The organism is Salinicola sp. MH3R3-1 (assembly GCF_001937155.1).
In the GTDB taxonomy this organism is placed as follows: Bacteria; Pseudomonadota; Gammaproteobacteria; order Pseudomonadales; family Halomonadaceae; genus Salinicola; species Salinicola halophyticus.
In genome coordinates, this window is sequence record NZ_MSDP01000010.1 from 54,352 (window position 1) to 80,204 (window position 25,853).

Annotated in this window: 19 protein-coding genes; 9 read left to right on the plus strand and 10 right to left on the minus strand. The window is 59.1% G+C overall.

Annotation, left to right across the window (positions count from 1 at the left end; all coding sequences use genetic code 11):
* Positions 1 to 11: 11 nt before the first annotated feature.
* Positions 12 to 224, minus strand: coding sequence for a hypothetical protein (locus BTW08_RS18805; RefSeq protein ID WP_083627745.1), 213 nt, complete (start codon positions 222 to 224; stop codon positions 12 to 14).
* 501 nt (positions 225 to 725) lie between these two features.
* On the opposite strand from BTW08_RS18805, the gene glpD reads away from it, so the two are divergent.
* The 4 genes from glpD to BTW08_RS07440 all read left to right on the plus strand — a co-directional run bounded on the left by glpD (position 726) and on the right by BTW08_RS07440 (position 7,095).
* The gene (gene glpD, locus BTW08_RS07425) at positions 726 to 2,234 is read left to right on the plus strand and encodes a glycerol-3-phosphate dehydrogenase (protein WP_075561887.1); all 1,509 of its coding nucleotides are present in this window, start codon (positions 726 to 728) and stop codon (positions 2,232 to 2,234) included.
* A gap of 107 nt (positions 2,235 to 2,341) precedes the next feature.
* Complete coding sequence (locus tag BTW08_RS07430) at positions 2,342 to 3,070, plus strand: MIP/aquaporin family protein (RefSeq protein ID WP_188113826.1); 729 nt, start codon at positions 2,342 to 2,344, stop codon at positions 3,068 to 3,070.
* Positions 3,071 to 3,155: 85 nt separating this feature from the next.
* Positions 3,156 to 4,664, plus strand: a complete 1,509-nt coding sequence (gene glpK, locus BTW08_RS07435) for a glycerol kinase GlpK (RefSeq protein WP_075561888.1) — start codon at positions 3,156 to 3,158, stop codon at positions 4,662 to 4,664.
* Between the two features lie 235 nt (positions 4,665 to 4,899).
* The gene (locus BTW08_RS07440) at positions 4,900 to 7,095 is read left to right on the plus strand and encodes an OsmC domain/YcaO domain-containing protein (protein ID WP_075561889.1); all 2,196 of its coding nucleotides are present in this window, start codon (positions 4,900 to 4,902) and stop codon (positions 7,093 to 7,095) included.
* Positions 7,096 to 7,174: 79 nt separating this feature from the next.
* Here BTW08_RS07440 and BTW08_RS07445 read toward each other — a convergent pair whose 3' ends face one another.
* The 4 genes from BTW08_RS07445 to BTW08_RS07460 all read right to left on the minus strand — a co-directional run bounded on the left by BTW08_RS07445 (position 7,175) and on the right by BTW08_RS07460 (position 12,108).
* On the minus strand, positions 7,175 to 7,570 hold the full coding sequence (locus BTW08_RS07445; protein WP_075561890.1) for a GFA family protein: 396 nt from the start codon (positions 7,568 to 7,570) through the stop codon (positions 7,175 to 7,177).
* 62 nt (positions 7,571 to 7,632) lie between these two features.
* Positions 7,633 to 9,357: a M28 family peptidase gene (locus BTW08_RS07450; protein WP_075561891.1), complete on the minus strand. Its 1,725-nt coding sequence runs from the start codon at positions 9,355 to 9,357 to the stop codon at positions 7,633 to 7,635.
* 1 nt (position 9,358) lies between these two features.
* Complete coding sequence (locus BTW08_RS07455; RefSeq protein WP_210403214.1) at positions 9,359 to 10,729, minus strand: AbgT family transporter; 1,371 nt, start codon at positions 10,727 to 10,729, stop codon at positions 9,359 to 9,361.
* A 194-nt stretch (positions 10,730 to 10,923) separates the two neighbouring features.
* Entirely contained in the window at positions 10,924 to 12,108 is a 1,185-nt protein-coding gene (locus tag BTW08_RS07460) for a M20 family metallopeptidase (RefSeq protein WP_210403215.1), read from the minus strand.
* 159 nt (positions 12,109 to 12,267) lie between these two features.
* On the opposite strand from BTW08_RS07460, the gene BTW08_RS07465 reads away from it, so the two are divergent.
* The gene (locus BTW08_RS07465) at positions 12,268 to 13,128 is read left to right on the plus strand and encodes a LysR family transcriptional regulator (RefSeq protein ID WP_075561894.1); all 861 of its coding nucleotides are present in this window, start codon (positions 12,268 to 12,270) and stop codon (positions 13,126 to 13,128) included.
* Positions 13,129 to 13,277: 149 nt separating this feature from the next.
* Complete coding sequence (locus BTW08_RS07470) at positions 13,278 to 14,867, plus strand: alkaline phosphatase D family protein (protein WP_075561895.1); 1,590 nt, start codon at positions 13,278 to 13,280, stop codon at positions 14,865 to 14,867.
* A 25-nt stretch (positions 14,868 to 14,892) separates the two neighbouring features.
* On the opposite strand, the gene BTW08_RS07475 is transcribed toward BTW08_RS07470, so the two are convergent.
* The 4 genes from BTW08_RS07475 to BTW08_RS07490 form a co-directional block, all read right to left on the minus strand.
* Complete coding sequence (locus BTW08_RS07475) at positions 14,893 to 16,308, minus strand: FAD-linked oxidase C-terminal domain-containing protein (RefSeq protein ID WP_075561896.1); 1,416 nt, start codon at positions 16,306 to 16,308, stop codon at positions 14,893 to 14,895.
* A gap of 367 nt (positions 16,309 to 16,675) precedes the next feature.
* Complete coding sequence (locus tag BTW08_RS07480; protein ID WP_075561897.1) at positions 16,676 to 17,854, minus strand: GIY-YIG nuclease family protein; 1,179 nt, start codon at positions 17,852 to 17,854, stop codon at positions 16,676 to 16,678.
* Positions 17,847 to 19,907, minus strand: coding sequence for a DEAD/DEAH box helicase (locus BTW08_RS07485; RefSeq protein WP_075561898.1), 2,061 nt, complete (start codon positions 19,905 to 19,907; stop codon positions 17,847 to 17,849). Before BTW08_RS07485 ends, BTW08_RS07480 begins: the two co-directional genes overlap by 8 nt.
* Positions 19,904 to 22,633, minus strand: a complete 2,730-nt coding sequence (locus BTW08_RS07490) for a DNA methyltransferase (protein WP_075561899.1) — start codon at positions 22,631 to 22,633, stop codon at positions 19,904 to 19,906. Before BTW08_RS07490 ends, BTW08_RS07485 begins: the two co-directional genes overlap by 4 nt.
* Before the next feature lie 469 nt (positions 22,634 to 23,102).
* Here BTW08_RS07490 and BTW08_RS07495 point away from each other — a divergent pair, with 469 nt between their 5' ends.
* Both BTW08_RS07495 and BTW08_RS07500 read left to right on the plus strand, forming a co-directional pair.
* Positions 23,103 to 23,552, plus strand: coding sequence for an antitoxin Xre/MbcA/ParS toxin-binding domain-containing protein (locus BTW08_RS07495; protein ID WP_075561900.1), 450 nt, complete (start codon positions 23,103 to 23,105; stop codon positions 23,550 to 23,552).
* A complete protein-coding gene (locus BTW08_RS07500; RefSeq protein ID WP_075561901.1) occupies positions 23,549 to 24,013 on the plus strand; it encodes an RES family NAD+ phosphorylase in 465 nt (154 codons plus the stop codon). Before BTW08_RS07495 ends, BTW08_RS07500 begins: the two co-directional genes overlap by 4 nt.
* A 63-nt stretch (positions 24,014 to 24,076) precedes the next feature.
* Here the strand turns inward: BTW08_RS07500 and BTW08_RS07505 are convergent, their stop codons facing one another.
* On the minus strand, positions 24,077 to 24,700 hold the full coding sequence (locus BTW08_RS07505) for an NAD(P)H-dependent oxidoreductase (RefSeq protein WP_075561902.1): 624 nt from the start codon (positions 24,698 to 24,700) through the stop codon (positions 24,077 to 24,079).
* 154 nt (positions 24,701 to 24,854) lie between these two features.
* On the opposite strand from BTW08_RS07505, the gene BTW08_RS07510 reads away from it, so the two are divergent.
* Entirely contained in the window at positions 24,855 to 25,757 is a 903-nt protein-coding gene (locus BTW08_RS07510; protein ID WP_075561903.1) for a LysR substrate-binding domain-containing protein, read from the plus strand.
* Positions 25,758 to 25,853 lie beyond the last annotated feature (96 nt).

A 25,853-nucleotide genomic window follows, 5' to 3' on the forward strand; every position in this document is an offset into this window, starting at 1 on the left:
AAAGCGGCAAATCATCCGCAGGCCGCCGTCATCGCCGGGACCACGCCGACACGGAAGCCGTTGGCAAGCGAGAGCAGCTGGTTCGCCCCCGGGGTCAGCGCCATGACAACGGAGGCGCCGATCAGAAGTGGCCAGTTGATGACGGATAGCGACTGGGTAGAGAGCGTCACCGTCACGGCGGCGAGGAGAATCAGCGATGTCAGAAATGAGATCTGCTTCGTCACGGCGCACCCCCATGCAAGAGATTGTTAGCGTCGGCCAATTTTCAGGAGGTAACAACTGTATCTGCTGGCGGCCCAGACAGTGCGACGATAATCGGGCCCTGTCGGATTTCGAAATGAAAATCGAGCCCGACCTCAAGCAAACCCGAATGTTCACTAGCGAAAACAACCTCAGCACTCTCCACTGGCTCGTCACTGCGACGAAATAGGCGCAACAAAAGTTGCGATAGTGCCGTACGCCGGCGGCTTCAGACCGCCGGCGACTCTCCGCCCGGCTGCAACACCATGATACAAATCGTAAATATTGAGGCATTTTCCACAGGTGAAAAGTTTGTCGGGGATTCGGTGGAAACCTTCCCGGTGGCTTTTCAGGAGATTCCCCCGCCATGTAGCAGACCGGCCCGGCCCTAAAATAAGGAGGCTTCTAATACTTTTTGCCTACTTCCAAATGTTCGATTTCGCGCCACAATGATCTTAATCGAACATTATTGAGCAGATCCGAACATGGTTAACGAAAACTACGATCTGATTGTCATCGGCGGTGGCATCAACGGCGCGGGTATCGCTCGTGACGCCGCAGGTCGCGGCCTTTCGGTGCTGCTCGTCGAGGCGGATGACCTTGCCAGCCACACGTCTTCGGCTTCGACCAAGCTGATCCACGGTGGTTTGCGTTATCTCGAGCAGTACGAATTCAGGCTCGTGGCCAAAGCCCTATCCGAGCGCGAGATACTGCTCAAGGCTGCGCCGCACATCATCTGGCCGATGCGTTTCATCCTGCCTCATCAGAAACATCTGCGCCCGGCCTGGATGATCCGAACCGGGCTTTTCCTTTATGACCACCTCGGTGGACGGCAGACGCTGGCGGGCTCGCAAGGCGTCAAGTTCGCCGATCACCCGGCCGGCGCCCCGCTGAAGCCCGAGTTCACGAAGGGCTTCGCCTATTCGGATGCTTGGGTCCAGGATGCCCGCTTGGTGGTGTTGAACTGCATGGATGCGGCCAGCCGTGGCGCGCGGATCATGACGCGAACTCGCGCCGAGATGGCCAAACGCAGCGCTGACGGTTGGAGCATCACGCTGCGGTCCACTGAGGGCGAGACAATCCAGGTCGGTGCTCACGGGCTGGTCAATGCGGCCGGCCCCTGGGCCGTGAGTTTTCTCGACGAGGTCGCCTCGCAGAAGCACCCGTATTCGCTGCGCCTGATCAAGGGCAGCCACATCGTGGTGAACAAGCTGTTCGACCACGATCACGCCTACATCTTCCAGCAGCCCGATGGCCGCATCGTGTTCGCCATCCCCTACGAGCGCGATTTCACGCTGATCGGCACGACCGACGTCGAGCATGAGGGCGCACCGGGCAAGGTGGCCATCGAAGAAGACGAGATCCGCTATCTGTGCGAATCCGCCAATCGCTATTTCGAGCAGTCGATCGGTCCAGACGACGTCGTCTGGAGCTACTCCGGCGTGCGCCCCCTGCTCGACGATCGCGAGGACAACGCCAGCGAAATCACCCGCGATTATCGCATTCAGCTCGATACCTCCGGCGGTGCCGTCCTGCTCAACGTCTTCGGTGGCAAGCTGACGACCTATCGGCGGCTGGCCGAAGACGCTGTGGACCAATTGGCGCCCGAGCTCGGCAACCAGGGAAAAGCCTGGACCGGCAAGGGCCACCCGCTCCCCGGCGGCGAAGAAGCGAAACCCCAGCACCTGTTCGAGTCGCTGCAGGCCAGCCATCCCTTCATTCCCCTGGGCATGGCCAATCGTCTGGTCTTCAACTACGGGACCCGCGTTCGCGACATCGTGGGTGACGCCAAAAGCCTGGACGGTCTGGGCGAGCATTTTGGTGCCGACTTGTATGCCGCCGAAGTCGATTACCTGCGCGATCACGAATGGGCGCGCACGGCCGAGGACGTGCTCTGGCGGCGATCCAAGCTCGGCCTGCGTCTCGACGAGCGCGAAAAGCGTCGGCTCGCCGACTACCTAGCCCTCCCGTCTCCGGCAGCGGCGGAAGGGTGAGCGTAGCCGACAACTGCGCCACGACTCGGCAGCCAATCCAACCATCGTCGTGACGCATGTCACTCGGGCCATACCGGCCGTAACATCATCCAACGTTAAGGAAGACCATGGGAGTCATAGAAACGATAGTGCTTCATGAGATCGCCGGTACGGCCTGCATGACGCTGCTCGGCTGCGGCGTGGTGGCCAACGTGCTGCTCAAGAAGACCGGCGGCCACAATGGTGGTCCGTTGCTGATCTTCTTCGGCTGGGGACTCGCGGTCTACTGCGGCGTATGGATCGCGTTCGATACCGGCGCGCACCTGAACCCGACGATTACATTGGCACTGTGGCTGGGCCCGGCCACAGAGTATGCGAAGGGTATTCCCATCACCCTGAACAATACGCTGGCCTACTTCACGGGCGAATTCGTGGGTGCGTGGCTGGGTGCGGTGCTCTGCTACCTTTGTTACAAGAAACAGTACGACGACACCGAGGATGCCACCACTATCCTGGCAACGTTTTCGACCATCCCCACGATCCGGTCACGTTTCTGGAACTGCATGACCGAAGCCATCGGGACATTCGTGCTGGTGTTCGTCATCATCATGTTCGGTCATACACCCAACGGGCTCGGTCCGCTGGCTGTCGCCTTGCTGGTGGTCGCCATCGGCGCATCGCTGGGCGGGCCAACCGGCTACGCGATCAACCCGGCGCGGGACATGGGGCCGCGGCTTGCCCATGCCATGTTGCCAATCAGCAATAAAGGCTCCAACGACTGGGGCTACGCATGGGTGCCTTTCGTGGGCCCGATCATTGGCAGCAGTCTCGCCGCATTCGTTGCCACGATCTATTGAGCCGCAACGGACTATTCATAAACACGTCGACTCCTCATTCAGGATTCCTTATTCAGGACTCACCATTCAGAAGGATAGATTTCTCATGAGTGACAAGAAGAAGTACGTTCTGGCCATCGATCAAGGCACTACCAGTTCCCGCGCCATTTTGTTCGACCACGACGGTCGGATTGCCGGCACCGCCCAGCGCGAGTTCGAGCAGATTTTCCCACGTCCGGGCTGGGTCGAGCACAACCCCCGCGACATCATGACCAGCGTCCTGACCACGCTGACCGAAGTGATCAACAACACCCAGGTCGATGTCGAAGAGATCGCCGGCATCGGCATCACCAATCAGCGTGAAACCACGGTGATCTGGGACAAGAACACCGGCCAGCCGGTCTACAACGCCATCGTCTGGCAATCGCGGCACTCGGCCGAAATCTGCGACGAGCTGCGTGAAGCCGGCCACGCCGACATGGTTCGCGACAAGACGGGTCTGGTGATCGATGCCTACTTCTCGGGCACCAAGATCAAATGGATCTTCGATAACGTCGATGGCGTGAAAGAGAAGGCCGAGAAAGGCGAGCTGCTGTTCGGCACCATGGACTCCTGGCTGATCTGGAACCTCACCGGCGGCGCCGAGCACGTCACCGACGTGACCAATGCCTCGCGCACGATGATGTTCAACATCCGCGAGCGGAAGTGGGATCCGGAACTGCTCGAGATGTTCGGCGTGCCGGAATCCATGCTGCCCGAGGTCAAATCCTCCAGCGAAGTCTACGGTCACGTGCTCCCGAAGTTCTTCTTCGGCACCCAACTGCCGATCGCGGGTATCGCCGGTGACCAGCAGGCCGCCCTGTTCGGCCAGGCGTGCTTCAAGCCCGGCATGGCCAAGAACACCTACGGCACCGGCTGCTTCACGCTGATGAATACCGGTACCGAAGCCACGGCTTCGGAGAACGGCCTTTTGACGACGATCGCCTGGGAGATCGACGGCAAGGTCGAATACGCCCTGGAAGGCTCGATATTCGTGGCCGGCTCGGTGGTCCAGTGGCTGCGCGACGGGCTGCGCATGCTGGGCAAGTCTTCGGATTCCGAAGCGTATGCCGAGCGCGCCGGCGACAACGATGGCGTCTATATGGTGCCGGCATTCACAGGCCTTGGAGCACCCTACTGGAATTCCAACGTGCGCGGGGCGATGTTCGGCCTGTCACGGGGCACCAGCAAGGAGGTATTCATCCGTGCCGCGGTCGAGTCCATGGCCTATCAGACGGCGGACGTGCTCAAGGCCATGCAGGCCGATGCCGGTCTCGACCTGACCGAGCTGCGTACCGATGGCGGCGCTATCGCCAACAACTTCCTGGCCCAGTTCCAGGCGGACATTCTCAACGTCGACGTGCTGCGGAGCGAGATCAGCGAAATCACCGCGCTGGGCGCCGCCTACCTGGCCGGTCTGGCACTCGGATTCTGGGAATCCCGCGAGCAGATCTCCGAGCAATGGGCGATCGAACGCCGCTTCGAACCCGTCATGGGCGACGATCGGCGCCATGAGTTGTATGACGGCTGGAAGCGGGCCGTGCAAGCGACCATGGCCTTTCACGTCGCCTCGTAGACGCTTTCGCGTCGAGCGCACTTGTCGCACGACTGTTGGGCAAGAGATGTGGCCCGAGCCCTTTATCCGAAGGGGCTCGGGCCTTTTAGTCACGCTCCCGAAAGGAAACATCTCCAGGACTAACGCCTTCAAGACGAAGCGCCCCAAGACGAAGCGACCTCAAATCCGGATAATGACCGCATCCGCCCCGGCTCAGAACCGGAGGCGCAGCCACTTACCAACGCGGTCCTTCTCCATGGAAATCAAGGTCAACTATCTCGACAACCTGCGTCAGGAAGCGCTGTTCGATGACTTCACCGTCATCACCGATCAGCCGATCCGCTACAAGGGCGATGGCTCCGCACCGGGGCCGTTCGACTACTTCCTCGCTTCCACGGTGCTCTGTGCGGCCTATTTCGTGCGGGTCTACTGCAACGCGCGCGAGATCCCGACCGAGAACATCAGGCTCTCGCAGAACAACATCGTCGACCCGGAAAACCGCTACAACCAGATCTTCCGGATCCAGGTCGAGCTGCCGGATGATATCTCCGAGAAGGATCGCATCGGCATTCTGCGCTCCGTCGAGCGCTGCTCGGTCAAACGGGTGATCCAGAACAACCCGGAATTCCAGATCGAAACCGTCAAGAACATCGACGAAGACGCCCAGGCGCTGCTGATGGCGGGGACTCATGTCAAAGACGGCGAGGGCGAATCGACCTGGATCGAGGGCAAGGACCTGCCGCTAGAGCAGACCATCGCCAACATGACCGGAATCCTCGAGAGTCTGGGCATGAAGATCGAGATCGCCTCCTGGCGCAATATCGTGCCCAACGTCTGGTCGCTGCACATTCGCGACGCCGCCTCGCCGATGTGCTTCACCAACGGCAAGGGTGCGACCAAGGAAGCGGCTCTCTGCTCGGCGCTGGGCGAGTTCATCGAGCGCCTTTCCTGCAACTTCTTCTACAACGATCAGTTCTTCGGCCCGGAGATCGCCGGTAGCGACTTCGTCCACTATCCCTCTGAGCAGTGGTTCCAGCCGGGGCCGAATGACGAACTGCCCGCAGAGATTCTCGACGACCACTGCCGGGCGATCTTTGATCCGGAAGGCGAACTGCGCGGCTCGCATCTTTTCGACACCAATTCCGGTCGCACCGACCGCGGCATCGTCTCGCTGCCCTTTGTACGCCAGTCGGATGGCGAGACGGTCTGGTTTCCGTCGAACCTGATCGAAAATCTGTACCTGAGCAACGGCATGAGCGCGGGCAACACCATCGCCGAGGCTCAGGTGCAGTGCCTGTCGGAAATCTTCGAGCGCGCGGTGAAAAAACAGATCATCGAGCAGGAGATCGTGCTGCCGGATGTGCCCGAGACCGTGCTGGCGAAATATCCTGGCATCCAGGAAGGGATCGCCGCGCTGGAGGCACAGGGCTTTCCGGTACTGGTGAAGGACGCCTCGCTCGGCGGCCAGTTCCCAGTCGCCTGCGTGACGCTGATGAACCCGCGCACCGGCGGCGTCTTCGCCTCCTTCGGCGCGCACCCGAGCCTGCAGGTCGCGATCGAGCGCAGCCTCACCGAACTGCTGCAGGGTCGCAGCTTCGAGGGCATGAACGACCTGCCGCCGCCCACCTTCAACTCCCAGGCGGTGTCCGAGCCCAACAACTTCGTCGAGCACTTCATCGACTCCTCCGGCGTGATCTCGTGGCGTTTCTTCAGCGCCACCGCGGACGTCGAGTTCGTCGAGTGGGATTTCTCGGGTTCGAATGACGAAGAAGCCGCCAGCCTGTTCGGCATTCTCGAAGCCGAGGGCCTGGAAGCCTACGTGGCGCTCCATGAAGACCTGGGCGCGCCGGTCTGCCGGATTCTGGTGCCGGGCTACTCCGAGGTGTACCCGGTGGAAGATCTGGTGTGGGACAACACCAACATGGCGCTCGCCTTCCGCGAGGACATTCTCAACCTGCACGCGCTGGATGATGTACAACTGGCCGACCTGCTCGAGCGGCTGGACGAGAGCGAGCTCGACGAGCAGATGAAGGTCATCACCCTGATCGGCATCGAGTTCGACGAGAACACCGTCTGGGGCCAGCTCACGATCCTCGAGCTGAAACTGCTGATCAATCTGGCGCTCGGTCAACTCGAGGACGCGCTGGATCAGGTCGAGATGTTCCTGCAGTTCAACGACAACACCGTCGAACGCGGCCTGTTCTATCAGGCGCTGCTCGCGGTACTGCAGATCACGCTGGATGAAGAACTCGAGCTCGACGACTACCGCTACAATCTCAGCCGAATGTTCGGCGAGGAAACGATGACGGCAGCCGTCGGTTCCGTAGAGGGCTCGGTTCGCTTCGCCGGTCTGACACCGACCAACGTGCAACTGGAAGGCCTGGATCGGCATCAGCGCCTGCTCGAAAGCTACCGGAAACTGCACGCGGCGCGGGCGGCTCGGCAAGCCTGAGCCAACCCGATCCCGCCAACGTAACCGCCACTGAAAAACCGCCCGCTGCATGATCGAGCGGGCGGCCTTGCATCTGACATCAACGGTCGGCCGGGTGGTTCACGCCGTCGGTCAGCTCGATTTCGCCCAGATCGTACGGATCGACACCTTCCAGACAGCCGATGTTGTAGCCGTACTGGTCGGGATTCGAACGCCGCCGATGGTGGGTATAAATCCCGCAATTGCCGCAAAAATAGTGCTTCGCGGTCATCGTATTGAACTGATAGCAGCGCAGCACGTCTTCACCGGCGATCACATGCAACGCGTTCAGCACAACGCCCGAGGTGATCGCGCCTTTGCGTTTGCATAACGAGCAATTGCAGCGATGCGGCTCGACCACGCCATCGGGTAATTCGAGTTCCAGCACCACCGCGCCACAGTGGCAGCTCAAACGATGGCGCGGCTGGATGTCGGTATTGCCAATGCGTTTGATCATGGAGAGTCTCTTGGAGGGTCTGATGTCTTTCCAGCGTAATCGACTTGCTTGAGGATGTGGGGCTATCGAAGCTTTTGTCCGAGCTCCACGCTCACTCGATATAGCCCATCTGTCAGACGATCACGGTGACGGAAAAACTGGGTTTCAGCGAATAGCCAGATCGCCGGGTCAGCGTCCTCACGCATGATACCGGTCACGGCGCCCAAACCGGGGAAAGGACCAGCGGCGTAGGTGCTGTCGAACTGATAGTCGTCTACCGACGTATGGCGAAGCCGGTGTAACTCGCCCAGCAGCCGGCGTGCGGCACCCTGCCAACGTGTCGGATCCTGCCGCCAGCGTCCGTCGAGCTCGAGCGCCAACGGCTGAAGGTTAGCGAACGCGCCTCGGATCGGCGCGAAGTCGAGAGCGCTATCACAGCGAGCTTCGAGATCGGCAAGATCGACACCGATCCGCGTCAGGTACCCGGCGACATCCAGCGGTAGGCGCTCGTCTAACAGCAGCGTGGCAAGCCACCATGCGTGAATGCTCGCATCACGATGGAGATGGTGATAATCGACCTTGTCCAAGGTATCGGCTTCGGTGTGCCACCACCATCCACCGCCGCAGCCGGGCGAACGGGTATTGCGATCTTTTGGACGTGGCAACTCCTTGAGCGCCAGATGCAGCGGGATGCCCAACCCCCAGAAGGATTGGTCCGCACCTCGTCCCAGCATGCCGATGTCTTCCGGCGACGAGCCGGCCTGCTGCCGAACCGGTCGTGACAGAAAATCAACGCACTCCGCGCCGCTGCCGTTGACCCTCAACACGTCGCCACCGAGGCAACCCGGCGAATCGACGTTGATGTGGGCCACGCAGCGCTCGTGCAATTCGGATCGATGCCGATCGGCATACCAGGTGGAACCTCCATAGCGCGCGTTGGAGTGCCCGGGCCACCAGGCGATGCGCAGCCCTCTCCGCAACTGGTGGCGGTGACGCTGGAACAGTTCGGCCATGGCCAGGCACAACGCGTTGCCGGTGGCATTGTCCGTCACGCCCTCGTGCCAGGAGTCGTAGTGTGCGGAGAGCAGCACGAACTCGTCGCTCTCGCCGGGGATCTCCGCTACCGGTAGTCCAGCCTCGGCAACCCGTGTCGCCACGCGAGTGCACATCGATGCACTCAAATCGGTGTGGCTGGCGACCATTGCCCTCAATAAGACTTCGCCCTCCGAACGATTGAGTCCGATGACAGGCAGCCGGGGCAGTCGCTTCCGATCCTCAAGCGTCGGCGTTCCCCATATCGGTCCGACGGTCTCTTCATGCACCGCTGGCTCGTCTGAACCCCAGACATGAATCAGACCCCGAGCCCCGAACCGGCTCAAGCGCTCGACGTAATCCTCGAAACCGTTGTCAGCGATGACGATTCGATCACGCACTCGTTCGTACCAACCAAGACGCTCTCTCGAAGTGACTGGCTCGAAAGCGTAGGGATCCTGAATCCGTAATCCCGCAACGCCGTCCGGACAGTCAGCGGCGAAGGAACGCGTCTTGGGAGTGAAACCAAGATCGGGGCGCTGCGGCAGAGAAAGCAACGCTGACACGGGGTCACTCAGGTAGAGTCGGCACGTGTGACGCTCGACTGCGATACCGATCGATTCAAGCCGTGCCATCAACCAGTCGACGCTGCGTTCAGCGTCCGGTGTCGCCGACAGCCGATGCCAGTGACTGAACGCTTCGAGCAGCTCCGTCATCAGCGACTCGTCGATTCTTCCGAGCTCAGTGTCGCCGAAGGGGCGGGCATCCGGTGTCATCTCAATAACTCACGGCGGTGGCGAACAATGCGAACCCGACCCCCAGCAGAATCCACAGGCCGATCAGCGGAGCGGCGAATCGCAACCACTTCTGATAAGGGATGCCCGATACCGCCAGACAGCCCATGAGCGCCGAAGACGTAGGCAAGATCATGTTGGTGAAGCCATCCCCCATCTGAAAGACGAGAACCGCCGACTGACGACTGATATCTAGCAGATCCGCCAGCGGCGTCATGATCGGCATGGTCACCGCCGCCTGGCCGGTGCCGGAGGTCACGAACACGTTCATGATGACTTGAAAGAAGAACATGCCCACGATCTGCAGTGTCCGCGGCAGTTCTCCCACGATATTGGCGAGATGATAGACCACCGAATCGATGATGTTGCCTTCCTGGAACACCACCAGTACGGCATGCGCGATACCGATGATCAGCGCACCGAACATGACGGTCTTGGCACCCGCCACGAACTCCTCGGCGATGCGGCTCGCCCGGTAAGCAGCAAAGCCACCGACGGCAACGCCCATGGTCAGAAACAGCGCTGCCAGCTCCTTGATATACCAGCCCTGTGTCATCACGCCCCAGATCAGACCGCTGAAACCGACTGCCATGACCAGCAGAGTCGAGTAATGTCGCCTCTCGAGCCGGGGGAGCGAATCGAGCAACACGAGCCGATTCTTATGCTGCTCGCGCTCCAGATCGGCGACGACACTGCGCGCGGGATCACGACGTACACGGGCGCTGTAGCGCATGATGTACAGGCTGGAAACGAGCAGCATGGCAATCAACAGGAGTGCTCGCATCCACATGCCCGAAAACAGCGGCACGTGCGCGATGGCCTGGGCAACCCCGACATTGAACGGATTGAGCAGTCCGGCAGTGAAACCGCACGCCGCGCCTAGCGAGATGATCGCGGTGCCGGTGATGGCATCGAAACCCAGCGAACGCGCCACGGCAATCCCGATTGGCACGAACACCATGACCTCGCTCGACATACCCATGGTGAACCCACCGATCGAGAAGAAGCCGAGAAACGCCGGCACCACCAGCAGGCCACGATTGCCCAGCGCCTTGGCGATGCGCCCGGTCAGCGCATCGACCGTCCCGGTGGACTGGATCACCTGGAAGGCACCGCCGATGATGAGAATGAAGAAGATGACGTCGGCCGCGTCGATCAGCCCCTCGACCACGGCCATGGGAATCTGAGTGATGCCGACCGGGGTCGAGGCGATGGCATGGAACGAGCCCGGCACGATCAGCTGTTTGCCCGAGGCCTCGTCAGCGACGCGGTCGAAAGCACCGGCGGGTATCAGCCAGGTCATTGCCGCCGCCACCAGCACCATGATGATCAGGATCACATAGGTATGGGGCATGCGGAAAAGTTGTCGGAAAAAGCCTGAGGTCACGGAAGCTTGGGCAGACGCTCGAGCGTCATTCTGGTAGGCCATGTCGATGTCTCCGAATTGCTGTTGTTATAAAGAGTCGTGTTGCTGCTCGTTGTCACCGGATCGATTCCTGACCAATGCCGTTATTATTGGACGGCGTCTTGTCGCGATCCGCGATCTATCTAGCGATTGGCGCGCCAGCTCTCGAATTCGCCCCGGACGGCGGCCATGGCCTCTGGAGAGACGCAGAGCTCAAAAGCGGTCATCGCCAAAGCGCGAGTCGCCTGGCTGAGCGCCTGCATGCCCGCCTCAGAACCGGCCGCCTCGGCGAATTCCGGCGTATGCGGCACGCAATCGCCAATGCGGATGTAGGGATGAATCGTCGCCGTGATCTGTCCGACGTTGCCGATGTCGGATGAGCCGATTCCTCCTTTCGCGGCGGGCTCTTCCACTTCCAGCCCCTGGTCTTCGAGATGACGTCGAAAGATACCCGCGAGCGCGTGGTTGTTATTGCGTTCGGCGTAGGTGAGACCTTCCTCGATCTCGAGTCTCGCGCCGCTTGCCTCGGCGGCACCGCGGGCAGCTGCGAATACCTTGTCGCGAACCACGCCCAGCCCCTTGACGTTGGCGGCGCGCATCAGGAATTTCGCCTCGGCGTACGCCGGCACGATGTTGGTCGCCTCGCCACCGTGGGTGATTATGCCGTGAACCCGCACATCGTCAGTAAACAGCTGGCGCAGGGCGTTGACCCCATTGAAGGTCTGAATCACCGCGTCGAGAGCACTGATGCCATCCTGCGGCGCCGAAGCCGCGTGGGCAGCGCGGCCGCGAAAGCGGAAAACGGCGTCGACGCAGGCCAGTCCTCCTCGCAGCACCATGTTCTTGCTGCGCGGATGGCAGAGCATGGCCGCGTCGACTTCATCGAAAATGCCATGCTGACACTGAATGATCTTGCCGCCGCCCTCTTCTTCGGCCGGGGTGCCGATGACCAGAATCGTGCCCGGCAGATCGGGGAACGCTTGTTTGAGTGCCAGCGCCGCGCCGACGGAAGCCGTGCCGATAAGATTGTGGCCACAAGCGTGACCCAGTTCCGGCAGGGCATCGTACTCCGCCAGCAATGCGATCGTGGGCCCACCTTCGGCCCCCTGCCAGCGCGCACGGAACGCTGTCTCCAGGCCGGCAATGCCCATTTCGACCTCAAATCCGGCTTCTTGCAGCGGCGCCGTCAACCACGCCATGGCCTGATGCTCCTGGAAACTGAGTTCGGGGTTGGCGTGAAGCCTCAACGCCAACCGCCGCAGTTGCTCGTCGAGGCTGTCGACGACATCCGCCAAAATTCGTTTATCGCTGTGCTGAACCTGTGGCAACAGAATGTCCCTCTCATGTCATATGTGACGCTGTTTAGCCGGTAAACAGCGTTCCATTGTTTATACGACTGGAGAGCAATGACATACAAAGACGGATTTCTTGGCCACCGACCTCCATTGCCATAAAATTTATTTATGACACCATCTGGGCACCCTGACATGAACGAACGCGACTGGCACATCCTGTTGACTGTCTTTGAGACGCGCAGCGTAACCGGGGCCGCCGAGAAACTATTCACTTCCCAACCGGCGCTGAGCTATCGGCTCAAGCGACTCGAAGAACGTTTCGATGTGCGTCTCTTCGAGCGTGACGGCCGCAAATTGAATTTCACCCAGGAGGGTGAGCATCTCGTCGACCATGCGCGGCGTATGCTGCGAGAAGATCTGCGCATGCGAGAAGAGCTGACCCGCATGCAGCAGCATCCGCACGGTGAGATACGGTTGGGCGTGTCGAGCAATTATGCCGCCTACCGACTCCCCCCGCTGCTCGCGGCATTTCAGGCACGCCATGGCGGCGCCAGCTTTTCGCTGACAAGCGGTCTCAGTCACGAGCTGTTCGTGCAATTGCAGCATGAGGAGATTCACCTCGCGCTGGTGCGCGATTCGTTCAACTGGAAGGAACGCAAGTTCGTCGTCGATGAAGACCCGTTCTACGTCTTCAGTCGCGAGGCGATCAACTTCGACGACCTGCCGCGCTTGCCTCAGATAGCACTGGATACGAGCACGTTTCAGAACCGACTGGTGGCCGACTGGTGGAACGCACGCTTCTCGGAGCCGCCACGTGTCGCCATGAGCGTGGACAAGATCGAGGCGTGCATGGCCATGGTGAGACACGGCCTCGGCTACACCATCGTATCGAGCATTGCCTTGCAGGAAACTGACCGCCTTTTCCGCTACCCCATCGTTCAGGCAGATGGGCAACAGCTCACCAACAAGACCTGGCTGCTCTACCGCAAACAGAGCGAGCGCTTGCCCCTGGTGGAAAAACTGATCGACATGCTCAAACGACGAATGGCTTGAGATCGCCCCCGGAGGACCCTGGTCGATCACTGCCAGCGTGCGACCTTCCACCGGTACGACATTCCTGACATCTCTTCACATCTTCGTCATTAGCGCCCCCTAATCTATCGTCACTGGCACTATCGACAGCGACCGAACGGGGACCGACCATGACGACGGATCGAAAGCATTTTTCCAGGCGTGACTTTCTGACGACCAGCGGCCGTCTCGGTATCGGTCTTGGATTGGCCGGCACCGGACTGCTGGGCGCGCCGGCAATCATTCTGGCAGAGGGACGCCGCCCAACCCTCGAAGGTGGCGTGATGAGTGGCGACGTGCTGCCCGATCGCGCGATGCTGTGGGGGCGTGCCAGCATGCCATCGCGGATGCTGATGGAGGTCGCCGACAATCCCGAGTTCCGCGGCGCGCGTCAGCTGCCCTGGATCGATGTGCTGCCCAGCACCGACCTGATCGGCAAGATCGACGCGACCGGCCTGCAGGGCATGAGTACCGTTTACTACCGGGTGCAATTCGCCGCGCAGGGCGATTCACGCGCGGCGAGCGAGCCGGTGGTTGGACGGCTGCAACTGCCGCCCTCCCAACCCAGAGACATTCGCTTCGTCTGGTCCGGTGACGTGGTCGGCCAGGGCTGGGGCATCGATGAGTCCAGAGGCGGCATGCGCACCTGGGAGACGATGCGCCAGGTTCGGCCGGATTTCTTCATCCACTCCGGTGATACGGTCTACGCCGACGGGCCGCTGGAAGCGCAGACCAAGCTCCCAGATGGCGGCGTGTGGCGCAACATCGTCACGCCGGCCAAGCAGAAGGTCGCCGAAACGCTGGACGAATATCGCGGCCAGCACGCCTACAACCACCTCGACGCCAACTTCCGCCGCTTTGCAGCCGAAGTGCCGATGCTGGCCCAGTGGGACGATCACGAGACGACCAACAACTGGTATCCACAGGAGATCCTCAACAACGATCTCTATACGGAAAAGAACGTCGCGCTGCTCGCCGCCCGCGGCCGTCAGGCGTTTCTCGAATACATGCCGATCCGGATGTCCACTTCCGCCCCGCAGCGGATCTATCGCCGTTTCTCCTATGGGCCGGGGATGGAAGTCTTCATGCTCGACATGCGCAGCTATCGCGGCCCCAATAGCGCCAACCTGCAAGGAGAGGAATCCTCAGCCACCGCGTTCCTGGGCGAAAACCAGTTCCGCTGGCTGCGGCAGGCGCTAAACGACTCCACCGCGACCTGGAAGATCATCGCCGCCGACATGCCCATCGGCATGGTCGTGCCGGATGGCGAGTTGTTCGAAGCGATCGCCAACAATGACCCCGGCCAGCCGCTCGGGCGCGAAATGGAGCTTGCCCGGCTGTTGCAGGCCATTCGTGACGACGATATCGCCAACGTCGTCTGGTTCACCGCCGACGTTCACTACACCGCCGCGCACCACTACGCCCCGGAGCGCGCCAGTTTCAAGGCATTCAAGCCGTTCTGGGAATTCGTCAGCGGCCCGCTCCACGCCGGCACCTTCGGCCCCAGCGAGATGGACGCGACCTTCGGCCCACAGGTGACGTTCTTCAAGGCGCCGCCGGAAGGTCAGTCGAACCTGCCGCCCTCGGCGGGCTATCAGTTCTTCGGCCAGGCCGATCTGGACGCCGAGAGCGAGACGTTGACGGTCACGCTCAAGGACAGCGACGGCAAGACGCTGCATACGCAAGTGCTGGAGCCCGAGACCCGTTCCGCCAACGCCTGAGGACAGCTGGTGGTCGGCACCGAGGTCACACCAGCTTGCCCGGATTCATGATGCCAAGCGGATCGAGCGCGGTCTTGATCGCTCGCATCACGGCCCAGCCTTCGCCGTGTTCGACTTCCATGTAGGCGCGCTTACCGGTGCCGATGCCGTGCTCGCCGGTGCAGGTGCCGCCAGCGGCTAGCGCCCGTTCGATCAGGCGCTGGTTGAATGCCGCCAGCGTCTCGAGCTCTTCTTCGCTGTGGCGATTCACCGCGACGACCAGATGAAAATTGCCGTCACCGACATGGCCCAGCAGCGGCGCGATCAGGCCACTTTCGGCGACATCCGCCTGGGTTGCTTCGATGCAGTCGGCCAGCTTGGAGATCGGCACGCAGATATCGGTGGCCAGGAACTCCATCCCCGGGCGCAGCGCCTTGGCCGCGTAGGCGGCATCGTGGCGCGCCTGCCAGAGTGCCTGGCGATCCTCTTCCTGGGTCGCCCAGGCGAAGTCGCTGCCGCCAAACTCCTGGCACAGTTCGGCCATCGCCTCGGCCTGCTCCTTAACCCCGGCGTGAGTGCCGTGGAACTCCAGGAACAGCGTCGGCTTCTCGGCATAGTCGAGCCGGGAGAATGCATTCACCGCGCGCATCGCCAGCGCATCCATCAGCTCGATCCGCGCCATGGGGATGCCGTACTGGATCGAGGCGATCACCGCATCGATGGCGCCGGCGACGTCGTCGAACGCCACCGTCGCCGACGAAATCGCTTCCGGCAACCCGTGCAGCTTCACGTTCAACTCGGTAATGATGCCGAGCGTCCCTTCGGCGCCGATCATCAAATGGGTGAGATCGTAGCCGGCCGCGGACTTGCGCGCCCGCGTGCCGGTCTCGACGATGCGCCCGTCCGGCATCACCACGGTCATCGACAACACGTTCTCGCGAATGGTGCCGTAGCGCACGGTATTGGTGCCGCTGGCGCGGGTCGAGGCCATGCCGCCCATGCTGGCATCCGCCCCCGGGTCGACGGAGAAGAACAGCCCCGTCGCGCGTAGGTGAGTATTCAACTGGGTGCGCGTCACACCCGGCTGGACGGTGGCGTCCATATCTTCAGGGCGAACCTCGATCACGGTATCCATCTGCGAAAGATCGACGCATAGCCCGCCATGATCGGCGATTACCTGGCCCTCGATCGAGGTGCCAACGCCGTAGGGAATCACCGGCACCCGATGCGCCGCGCAAGCTCGCACCACGGCGGAAACTTCCTCGGTGGAGTGCGGAAAGCAGACCGCATCCGGCGCGGCCGGATGATGCCAGGACTCGTCATGCCCGTGCTGATCGCGAATCCCCGCCGCCGTGGTAATGCGATTGCCCAGGACCGGCTCCAGCTCGGCGATTAACGCCTGAAGCGTTTTGGCATCGGGGCGTGAAGGCAGTTCGGCAGGATTCGCGCCGGGAAAAGACATGAAGAACACCTCAGTAGACCGGGAATGACCGACAGTGAGCAAGCTATCGACCTTCCCAGCATACCGGATTTTATTCGCGCTGCGTGACGCCCGCGCCTGCCGATGTCAATTGGTGATGGTATCCCTGATGGCTTCGGTAGCTGGCGCACTCGCCTTGCCGAGCACTTCGCGCAGATGCTCACGATACTCCGCCGTGTGGCGTTCGACATACGGCATCTTCATCACATAGTTGGCGATGGAGGTAACACGCGCATTGCCTCAACGCGCGTACTATGGCTTTGACATGCCTAACACCTGTTTTGCTAACCACCCAAAATGGATCGTAGCTACCAGCAAGAACCCGAACGATTAGGCCGAGGTAAGTTGATCAGGAACTTTCAACAATAGCGGCCTGCTCGGGCCGATATTCGTAGCGGTGCAGGCTGCCATCCTGAATCTTATCTACCGCTTCTCGAATCGCTGCTAGCGGCACCATGAACCATTCTCGGGGGCGTATCGGCTTACCGAATCGGTCATGAATCGTCACATCGAGACGTGCTGGTGCAAAAAAGCGGTGCAGCAGGTTTTCAAGCCCGTGACGATTCACATCAACGAGTCGAAAGGTTGCCGCAATCTCCACTGACGCCATGAGAAACGTTGGATCATTTTCCGCATCAGTAAACCGCCGCTCGACTTCTCCGCCGGTCACTCCGATCTTGTGAACGATGTCACGTTTGCTGGCAATTTCGGGATCGCTGGAAAGACTACGCAGCACATAGATTGTGCCGGTACTGTCGCCCTCGGCCTCGTTTTCCTGCGTAAAGAGCGGCCCGGCATCGGGCTCGGTTACTCGTCGCCCAGTGGAACTCTGAGTCAGTGCTCGTTGGAGCGACCGAGCCAGCAAGTTGCTTTCGGTGCCGTTATCGAAAATAACGCGAAGTCTCCGATCCCGATTGCCCGCATTGTTAACAAATTCCGCCTCGGCATGCGCGATATAGGCCGTCATGCCTTCCACAATGAAAAAACGGCCCTGCTCGATTTCAGATCTGCCGCCAAATCTCCGTGTCGTACGCGCTCCACTAGCAAGGTCAGCCTTGAGTGCTTCGAATATCGGTATGAACTGCTCGAAGTCCTCACACCGCGTGCGTTCCGCAATTTCCTCGGCAGCCTTGATCTCGGCTCGTGAACGTACATGGGTGAGTCTGGTGACATCATTTTCAGGGTCCGCCATAACTCCCAGCTCAGAAAGCAAGGCTGTATCATCCAGCGCGTCAGGCTGAACCTCCGTTGTCTCATCACTCAGCAGCCCCTGATGGTCAAGGTCGACAAGCAACGAGCGGCACTCATCCTGAGTACGTAAACGGGCCAGCCGAACGGCATAAAGTCTTTCAAAGATATCCAAGCCTTCACCGTGACGGGGCGCGTGGCCGTGAGTTTCAACGAATTTCTGAATGTCCTCGAAACCGGCAATGATACGCGCCTCTCGTGGCGTGGTAGACGCTTGCTTCTTGTGCTCCGGCTCCACGCCCAGCTCATTCAGGATATCGAGATCGCTTTTATCAGCCATTGGCCGCGGCCCTCCGCTGAAGATAAGCAATTCCTTCAGCCATCTGAAGCTCCCACGGGTCAGCTGCGCTTCTGGAGGGTAGCCGTCCTGTTTCACGTTTGAAGCGTACTGCTCGCTCGGCCAGCATTCGTGCTTCCTCGTAGGTCAGATTCAGACGCTTGCTGGCGATAACATCCGCCACCTGACCAAGTGTCGCTTCATCCATGGCCTTGGCAAGGATGGCCCGTGATGCCTGAAACGGGTTGATTCGATCAATGAGATCGATCTCCAGATCCTTGACGTGAGTAACGTAACGGCGCACGCCATTGACGAAGGCTGTGTTAACCGCAGGCTTATCGCCCGGTTCCTGATCAGACGTTTGCTTCTTCGCTTCCTGAGTAACGGCAACTGCCGCAATGGCATGCTGGCGAATGGCCTCCTGATCCTCTTCGGTCAGTTCCGGGTAACGCTCGGCCACGATCCGCCCCATGCGTAGCTGCGTCAGCTCCTCGGCCGGGGTCTCTTCATCGAAAACACCACGTTCGACGCTCGGTCGGTCCTGCACGAAAGCAGTAATCACCTCATTAATGTCTTCTTCACAGATGCGCTTGGCTTCGGTGCTTTTAGGCTCGACAAGGCCGCCAATTTCAAGATGATACTGGCCGGTCGCCTCGTTGACGCCGAAATTGGTCTGGCCTTCCTGATAACCCGCTTCCCCATAGTCGAATCCCTCCTTGCGCCCGGCGTCCTTGGGCGTGAAGGTGAACTTCGGTGCCAGCACCTGCTCCATTAGTAGACTTGCCGCGATTGCCTTGAGGGTATCGTTGACCGCCTCGTTGACCGTTTCTTCCGAGGCGTCCGGCTCGGCAATGAGATTAGTAAAGCGTGTGCTGGTCTTACCGGGTGCATCGCGCGTGGCGCGGCCAATAATCTGAACAATCTCGGTCAGCGAGCTGCGATAGCCGATCGTCAGCGCATGCTCACACCAGATCCAGTCAAAACCTTCTTTCGCCATGCCCAGCGCAATGATGATATCTACATGATCCCGGTTATCGGATTGTGTTGGATCCTTCAATGATGCAATGACCCGATCCCGCCGGGCACCGTCATCATCAACCAGATCAGCCACGCGAAGCACACGTCCATCGGCCTGTTCGATCAATTGAAAGCCGGTTTCTGGGTCGCTGCCCTTCCAGTTACCGAGTGCCTGCATGATATCTTCCGCTTCGCGAATCTTGTCACCCAGGCTCTCACGCGCGTTGACGTTGGGAATGTGCACAATCGTTTTCTTATCCAGATCGAGCACCTGAGCGATCGCGTCGACGTAAGGTCCGGTATAGAAGTAGTAACCGATATAAAGCGACTTCAGATAGTCGTAGCCGTTGAGCTGCTCGTAATAGGTGTAAGTCACCTTCTCGAACCGGGCTTCGTCTTCCGGCATCAGTACAGCTTCGGCATCGCCCCGGAAGTAGGAGCCGGTCATCGCAACAATATGGGCTCGGTCGCGCGCCATGAAGGCGCGAAGATGCGCACCCAATCTATTATCGGGGTTGGCACTGACATGGTGGAATTCATCAACTGCCACTAGCCGGTCGTCAAACGCTTCCACGCCCAGTTCTTCCACCGCAAAGCGGAACGTGGCATGAGTGCATACCAGCGCCTTGTCGGATGACGCAAGAAAGGTGCGTACCGCATCGACCTTGCCCTTGGCCACCTTCGGATCATCGGCGCCCGGCGCATTGCAGAGGTTCCATTGAGGCGCCACAGTCCAGTCGGCCCAGAACCCGTTGGCCGAGAGTGGCGTATTCTTGAAGGATGCTCCGATAGAGCGCTCCGGTACCACGATGATCGCCTGCTTCAGCCCCTGGTTTTCGATCTTGTCGAGCGCAATGAACATCAGCGCTCGCGACTTGCCCGAGGCCGGCGGTGACTTGATCAACAGATACTTCTCACCGCGCTTATTAAAAGCACGCTCCTGCATGGCACGCATGCCCAGTTCATTCGACTGCTTCGACGCGCCCGTTGCTGCATACTGCACGGCAACGGAAGATGCACTCTTGGCTGAATCTGTCACGATGCCTTCTCCTGGGCAGTCATTATTTTTGTATACATATCGAACAGCTTTTCCAGCCGCTCGGTATCATTGCGGAAGCGGCGGCCGATGTAGATGCGCTCAAGTGTTTCATCGTTTTGGTCATGCGCGGCACGCAAGCCATCGGGCATCTGCTCGGGATCGTAGAGATCCGCGATGGTAGCGGGAAAATGCTTCTCTCGAGCCAACAGAATATTCTCGGCACAGTGAGTGAGGTCGGCCTTGTTCTGCTCGGTGAGCTTTGGGACGGGAAAAGTGTTCCAGCCAAGAGAGTTTGAATAACGATAATCTGTTTTTATTTTTCCGCACACTGTTGCTGCCCAAGCCAAGTGCAGCTTGGACGAATACAAAGCCAACTCCCACATCTTAAACCCACGCATTGAGATAGCGCTATCACCTATAACTGTATCTTCCCCAACAAAAAGTGACGGAAGATATGGGCGGCTTTCTGAACTATGACGCGGGACTAATAGCGCACGACCTTCCCCATGTCTTCTTTCACCAAAAGCATATGGAATATCCGCAAGCTCATTAGTTTCCTTTCGATCACTTGATAACCGATGTTTACGCACACATTCAATACGGTCATGAATAGCAGAGATACTCAGAGCTTGTTCAAATTCTTCATCTTCTATCCACAAGCAGTAACGCATATCACCATTGATACTGTCATGCGAACCCAAGAACTGACGACAAAACCTTGCTGCCCCAGGGAACTTGGATACAAGATCAGAATATACTTCAAGACTCATTAGTAGTCCCCCGCCGTCATTTGGCATAGACCCGTTAGACATTGGTGTAAGCCCGCTGAGAACTTTCCGAGAGGGAGACACAATGGTTTGATGATCTGGGATCAGATAGGGCCCGATAAATTTGGCTTCTTGAATTTGGTTTTTTTCATATACGAATTTTGGTCGATTAGACTTCACTCCAATTCCTACAATTGAAACTGTAACCGCTGCTTTATGTGAAGCAAGGTTCCTCCACAAGAAAGAAGGAACAGCAAACTGAATCTCAAGATTATCACCGAGAAAAGCAGGCCAAAAGAGAGCAACCTGCCTCCCTTGGCAGATACTGTTTGTAGTTACAAAGGCGAATCTACCACCACCTCTTTTGGAGTACTGGCTAGCTTTAATAAACCAACCCGAGACATAATCAGCAGACTTAGTAGATTTTATAGCCCCACTAAAGGCCAAGGCTAAATCTTGCTTTTGTTTCTTGCTTTGGTCTTGGCTCCCAAGATAAGGTGGGTTTCCGCAGATGTATGTTTCCCATTCTTCATTATTTGTCTCGAGGTTCGACCTCCTAGCCGACGTCCCTTGGTCATATTTCCTAACCGAGACCGTCACCGCTGGACAGACTTCTGTCCAGTCAATCTGCAACGCATTGCCCTTCGTTATATTTCCCGTCGCATGAAGCGGCAGAACCAGCGTTCGTGCTTCAGCCTGGCCAATGAAACGCACGTCACACTGGAACTCTGCAATCAGCAGTGACAGCCGCGCAATCTCGGCAGCGAAATTCTTGATTTCGATCCCGAAGAACTGAGTGAGAGTAATTGCCGATCGGGTCAGGGGCTCGCCCCGGCGCCGCAAGATCTCGTCTTCGATCTCGCGCATGCGGATGTAGGCGATCACAAGGAAATTTCCGGATCCACAGGCTGGATCGAACACGCGAATGCGTGACAGCCGTTGACGCAGGTTGAAGAGCTTGCGCTTATTGGTGCCTGCTGCCTCCAGCTGCTCTCGAAGATCATCAAGAAACAACGGATTCAGTACCTTCTCGATATTCGGCACCGAAGTATAGTGCATGCCCAGCTCGCCGCGCTCATCATCATCGGCAACGGCCTGGATCATGGAGCCAAAAATATCGGGGTTGATGGATTTCCAGTCCAGCTCGCCTGCTCGAATCAGATAGGCCCGAGTGGTGCGGGTAAAGCGGGGACAACCGATATCGCTGGCGAAGAGCCCGCCATTCACGTACGGGAAATTATCCGCCCATGAACGTACATTTCTGCGCTCACCCTCTCGCGGATCGAGATTCATGGTACGGAAAAGTTCAAGGATGACGTCTTTGGTGTTGGAGCCGTCGGCCACGCTCATTTTCTGAATTGTCGATGTGAAAAGGCCGGTGCCGTTGAAGATTCCGGTGTCCTCAGCAAAAAAGCAGAATATCAGCCGAGCCATGAAACGATTGAGATCTCCGCGTTTCTCGGCCGTGCTCCAGTCAGCATTATCCTTGAGTAACTGAACATACAGGCGATTAAGACGTGAAGTCGCCTTGATGTCGATGGGATTATTCTTGATCTCTCGAACAGTAGAGATACCGGCAAGCGAGAGGAAAAAACTGAAGTTATTGCCCAATTCCTCGTAGCGACAGGCAAGCGCCTCTCCAGAGCCGATCTCCTCGGCCTCGATCTGTTCTCCATCGGTGACGAGAATGAACTTCGCCTTCTGTCGCTCAGTCATCAGGCTGGCTTTCAACTCAGCCAGCTTTTCGGCTGTCCTACCGGGCTCGGCGATGGCGATATGGATATTGTTGCGTTGAAGAACGCCTCCCACATCCGACTTGTTGGTATTGCCAGCGCGCAGACGCTTGATCGTCGCTTCCTTGTTGCCGAAGGCGGCAAGGAAGACGAAGGGGAACTGCTCGGGGTCGAAAGGCTCGGTCGAAAGCTGGGAGACAGCTTCTTCTATCTCTACGGCATTCATTGCGAAATTCTCTTGGTCTCAGAAAAATTTAAAAATTTCGGAGATATGCTTTTGATGTTCTGATTTTCGATGGCAGTTTATTTAACAATTGTCCTGAGAATCGTGAACCGGCAGGGTTCATGGCTGTTCAACCAGTAGTGTCGCCAGTGCCGTTTTAAGTTCTCTTAACATCTTTGGTCGATTCCACGCTGCCGCACAGCTTGCTGGCGCTGTCCCACAAAGATTCTTCGAAGCCTTTGGCAGTGCCTTTCTTCGCTTGTGCTTTTGCCATATTGATGACTGCTTCCGTTGGCGTCAGGCCCGACCGCACGATCGGGAAAAATGCGGATGAGTATATCGGAAACAAGAGGGCTCAAGGCAATGCCAATTCGATAGATCCCCTTTCAGGCCATGAGCGTCACTTGACGGTTGCGATCGCGCCGAGTATATCATTTGATATATCCAAAAATTACCAAATGAGAATTCCGCCATGGACAGCCACTTCACGCAATACCAGCCACCAAAAGCACCAGCCGCCGGTTTTTGGCAGCAGATCGGCCTGCCCGCTCGCGGGCGCCGCCTGCATGAGGTGCTCCATGAAGGCTTGGAGTACCGGGTCTACCCCAGATTGGCTCAGATGTCGGGCATCGAGCAAAAAGCTTTGGCTGGCTACGTCGCGATTCCTTCTGCCACGCTGAACCGCCGCGCCAAATCGGGGCGGTTCAAGATGGCGGAAAGCGACCGGCTGTATCGCTTTGCCGAGCTCTTCAAGGCGACATTGGATCTGTTTGAAGGCGATGCCGATGGGGCACGCGCCTGGCTGCTCGATCCCAATATCGGGCTGGGCGGGCGCAGACCCGTCGAGATGAGCGCGACATCGGCCGAATACCAAACGGTACTGAACCTGATCGGCCGACTGGAGCACGGGGTCTCTGCGTGAACGAGATCACTGCCTATCGGTTGGTCAAACGGAAGTATCAGGACAGTGCATTCGATGGCGAAGGCGCACGACTCTTCGGAGGACGCTGGAACAGTCCCGGCAGAGCCTGTGTGTACGTTGCGGGTTCCGAGTCACTGGCATTGCTGGAAATTATGGTACATCTGGAAAACTACCGACTGCTCAATGCCTATACGCTGCTGCGCCTGACGCTGCCAGCCGACAGTATTCTGCGCGTCGGGGTAGATGATTTACCGGAAAACTGGAGGGAAGCACCGGCACCAGCGGAGACCGCCGAGCTGGGCGACGGCTGGCTGACCTCCGGTCAAAGCCTCGCGCTGGCACTGCCCAGCATCGTGGTACCACGAGAGCTAAACTACATGCTCAATCCTGAACATCCGTTGTTCGAGCAGGTCGTCGCGACGGCCGAGGCGCTGCCCTTCGAGCCCGACCCGAGACTCTAAACGGATCAAAGGCAGCCAGCGCTGTCTTCGTGTCACGCGCAAGTTTTTCAAGGAACGAAATTCTCAGACAGATACCGAACCTCGTGCCTCGGCAGCTGGTGCTCCTGCCGTGCCGAAAACCCGCTCCAGATGCTCGCGATACTCCGCCGTGTGGCGTTCGACATCCGGCATCTTCATGACATCGTTGGCAATGAAAGTGGGCAACCCTTCCAGTCCGACGAAAGTCTGCGATTTGTGGAACGCGAAGTAGACGCTGTCGACGCCGCGGCCTTCGAAGAAGTTTCCCGGCTCGTCGAACGCTTCCCGCGGGGCGTTCCAGGTTAGCGAGAGCATGTAGCGTCGACCCTGCAGCAACCCGCCGCTGCCGTACTGTTTGCTCGGATCCTGACGCGAGCGCCCATCGTTGGCGTAGAGCGATCCATGACCGGCGGTGAACACCTCGTCGATGTAGCGCTTAACGCTCCACGGCGTGCCCATCCACCAGCCGGGCATCTGATAGACGATGGTGTCGGCCCATAGGTAGTTCTGCACTTCGGCGTCGACGTCGTAGCCCTGCTCGATGATCGTTTCGTGAACCTGATGACCCAGTTCACGCAGCTCCTCCACGGCAACTTCGTGGAACGTATTGTTGAGTTCACCGCCGGAATGGGCGAAGGGCTTGCCGCCGTTGATCAAAAGTATCTTCATGAAGTCGCCTCTCGATGGACAATGATGAAGTGGCCGTGTGCCGCCACTAATCGATGATTGATTGTGCCCCATACCCAAGAAAGAAAAACCCGGCTGGCGACAAGTCACTTTTGATTTAAAATCAACAAACATCCCGGAAGGCGATCGCCGCGCCATGAAAAGCACCCTGGAAGAGCAGCAGGCGTTCATCGCCGTAGTCGACAGCGGCTCGATCACGGCCGCCGCCGAGCGGCTGGAAATGACCGTCTCCGGCGTCAGCCGGGCTCTCAACCGGCTGGAGCAGAAACTGGCGACGACACTGCTGCGACGGACGACGCGACGGCTGGAGCTGACCGACGAGGGCGAGACGTTCCTCGCCCATTGTCGACGCATACTGGCTGCCGTGGAAATCGCGGAGGAGGCAATCGTCGGCCACCATGACCAGCCCCAGGGGCGGCTGCGCGTCAACGCTGCGCCAAGTTTCATGCAGTTCGTGATCGTGCCGATCATCGGCGAGTTTCGGGCCCGCTATCCCGGCATCACGCTGGAACTCGACACCCATGACCGCTTCATCGATCTGCTCGAGCAGCGCGTCGACCTCGCCATACGCATCGGCGAGCTGAACGACTCTTCGCTGCACGCCCGTCCGCTCGGCCACAGCCCGCTGCGGCTTCTCGCCAGCCCTGGCTATCTCGAGCGCCATGGCGTGCCTCGCCGCGTCGAGGATCTCGCCGACCACAGCCTGCTCGGTTTCAGCCAGTTGGATCACCTCAATGACTGGCCGCTGCTCGACGCCCAGGGCCAGCCGTTTCACGTGAAACCTTCGCTATCCGCTTCCAGCGGTCCAACCCTGCTGGAGCTGGTGACGGCCGGCGAGGGCATCGCCTGTCTCGCCGACTACATGACCCTTCGCCCCCGCCAGCTCGGCACGCTGATCGACATACTACCCGAGCAGACGCAGTTCCAGACCCAGCGCATCAACGTCGTCTATTATCGTCAGACCGCGCTCTCCCGCCGCGCTCGGCTGCTGATGGATTTTCTTGCACAGCGGCTGCCGGGAGACTATCTGAGTATCTGATGTTCATCGCTGCAAGCGAAAGCACCAGCCGGTCGCGGCCGAACATCGCTATCTGGGCCGCCCAGCGATTTATATCGATTCCTCCTTAACCTGGAT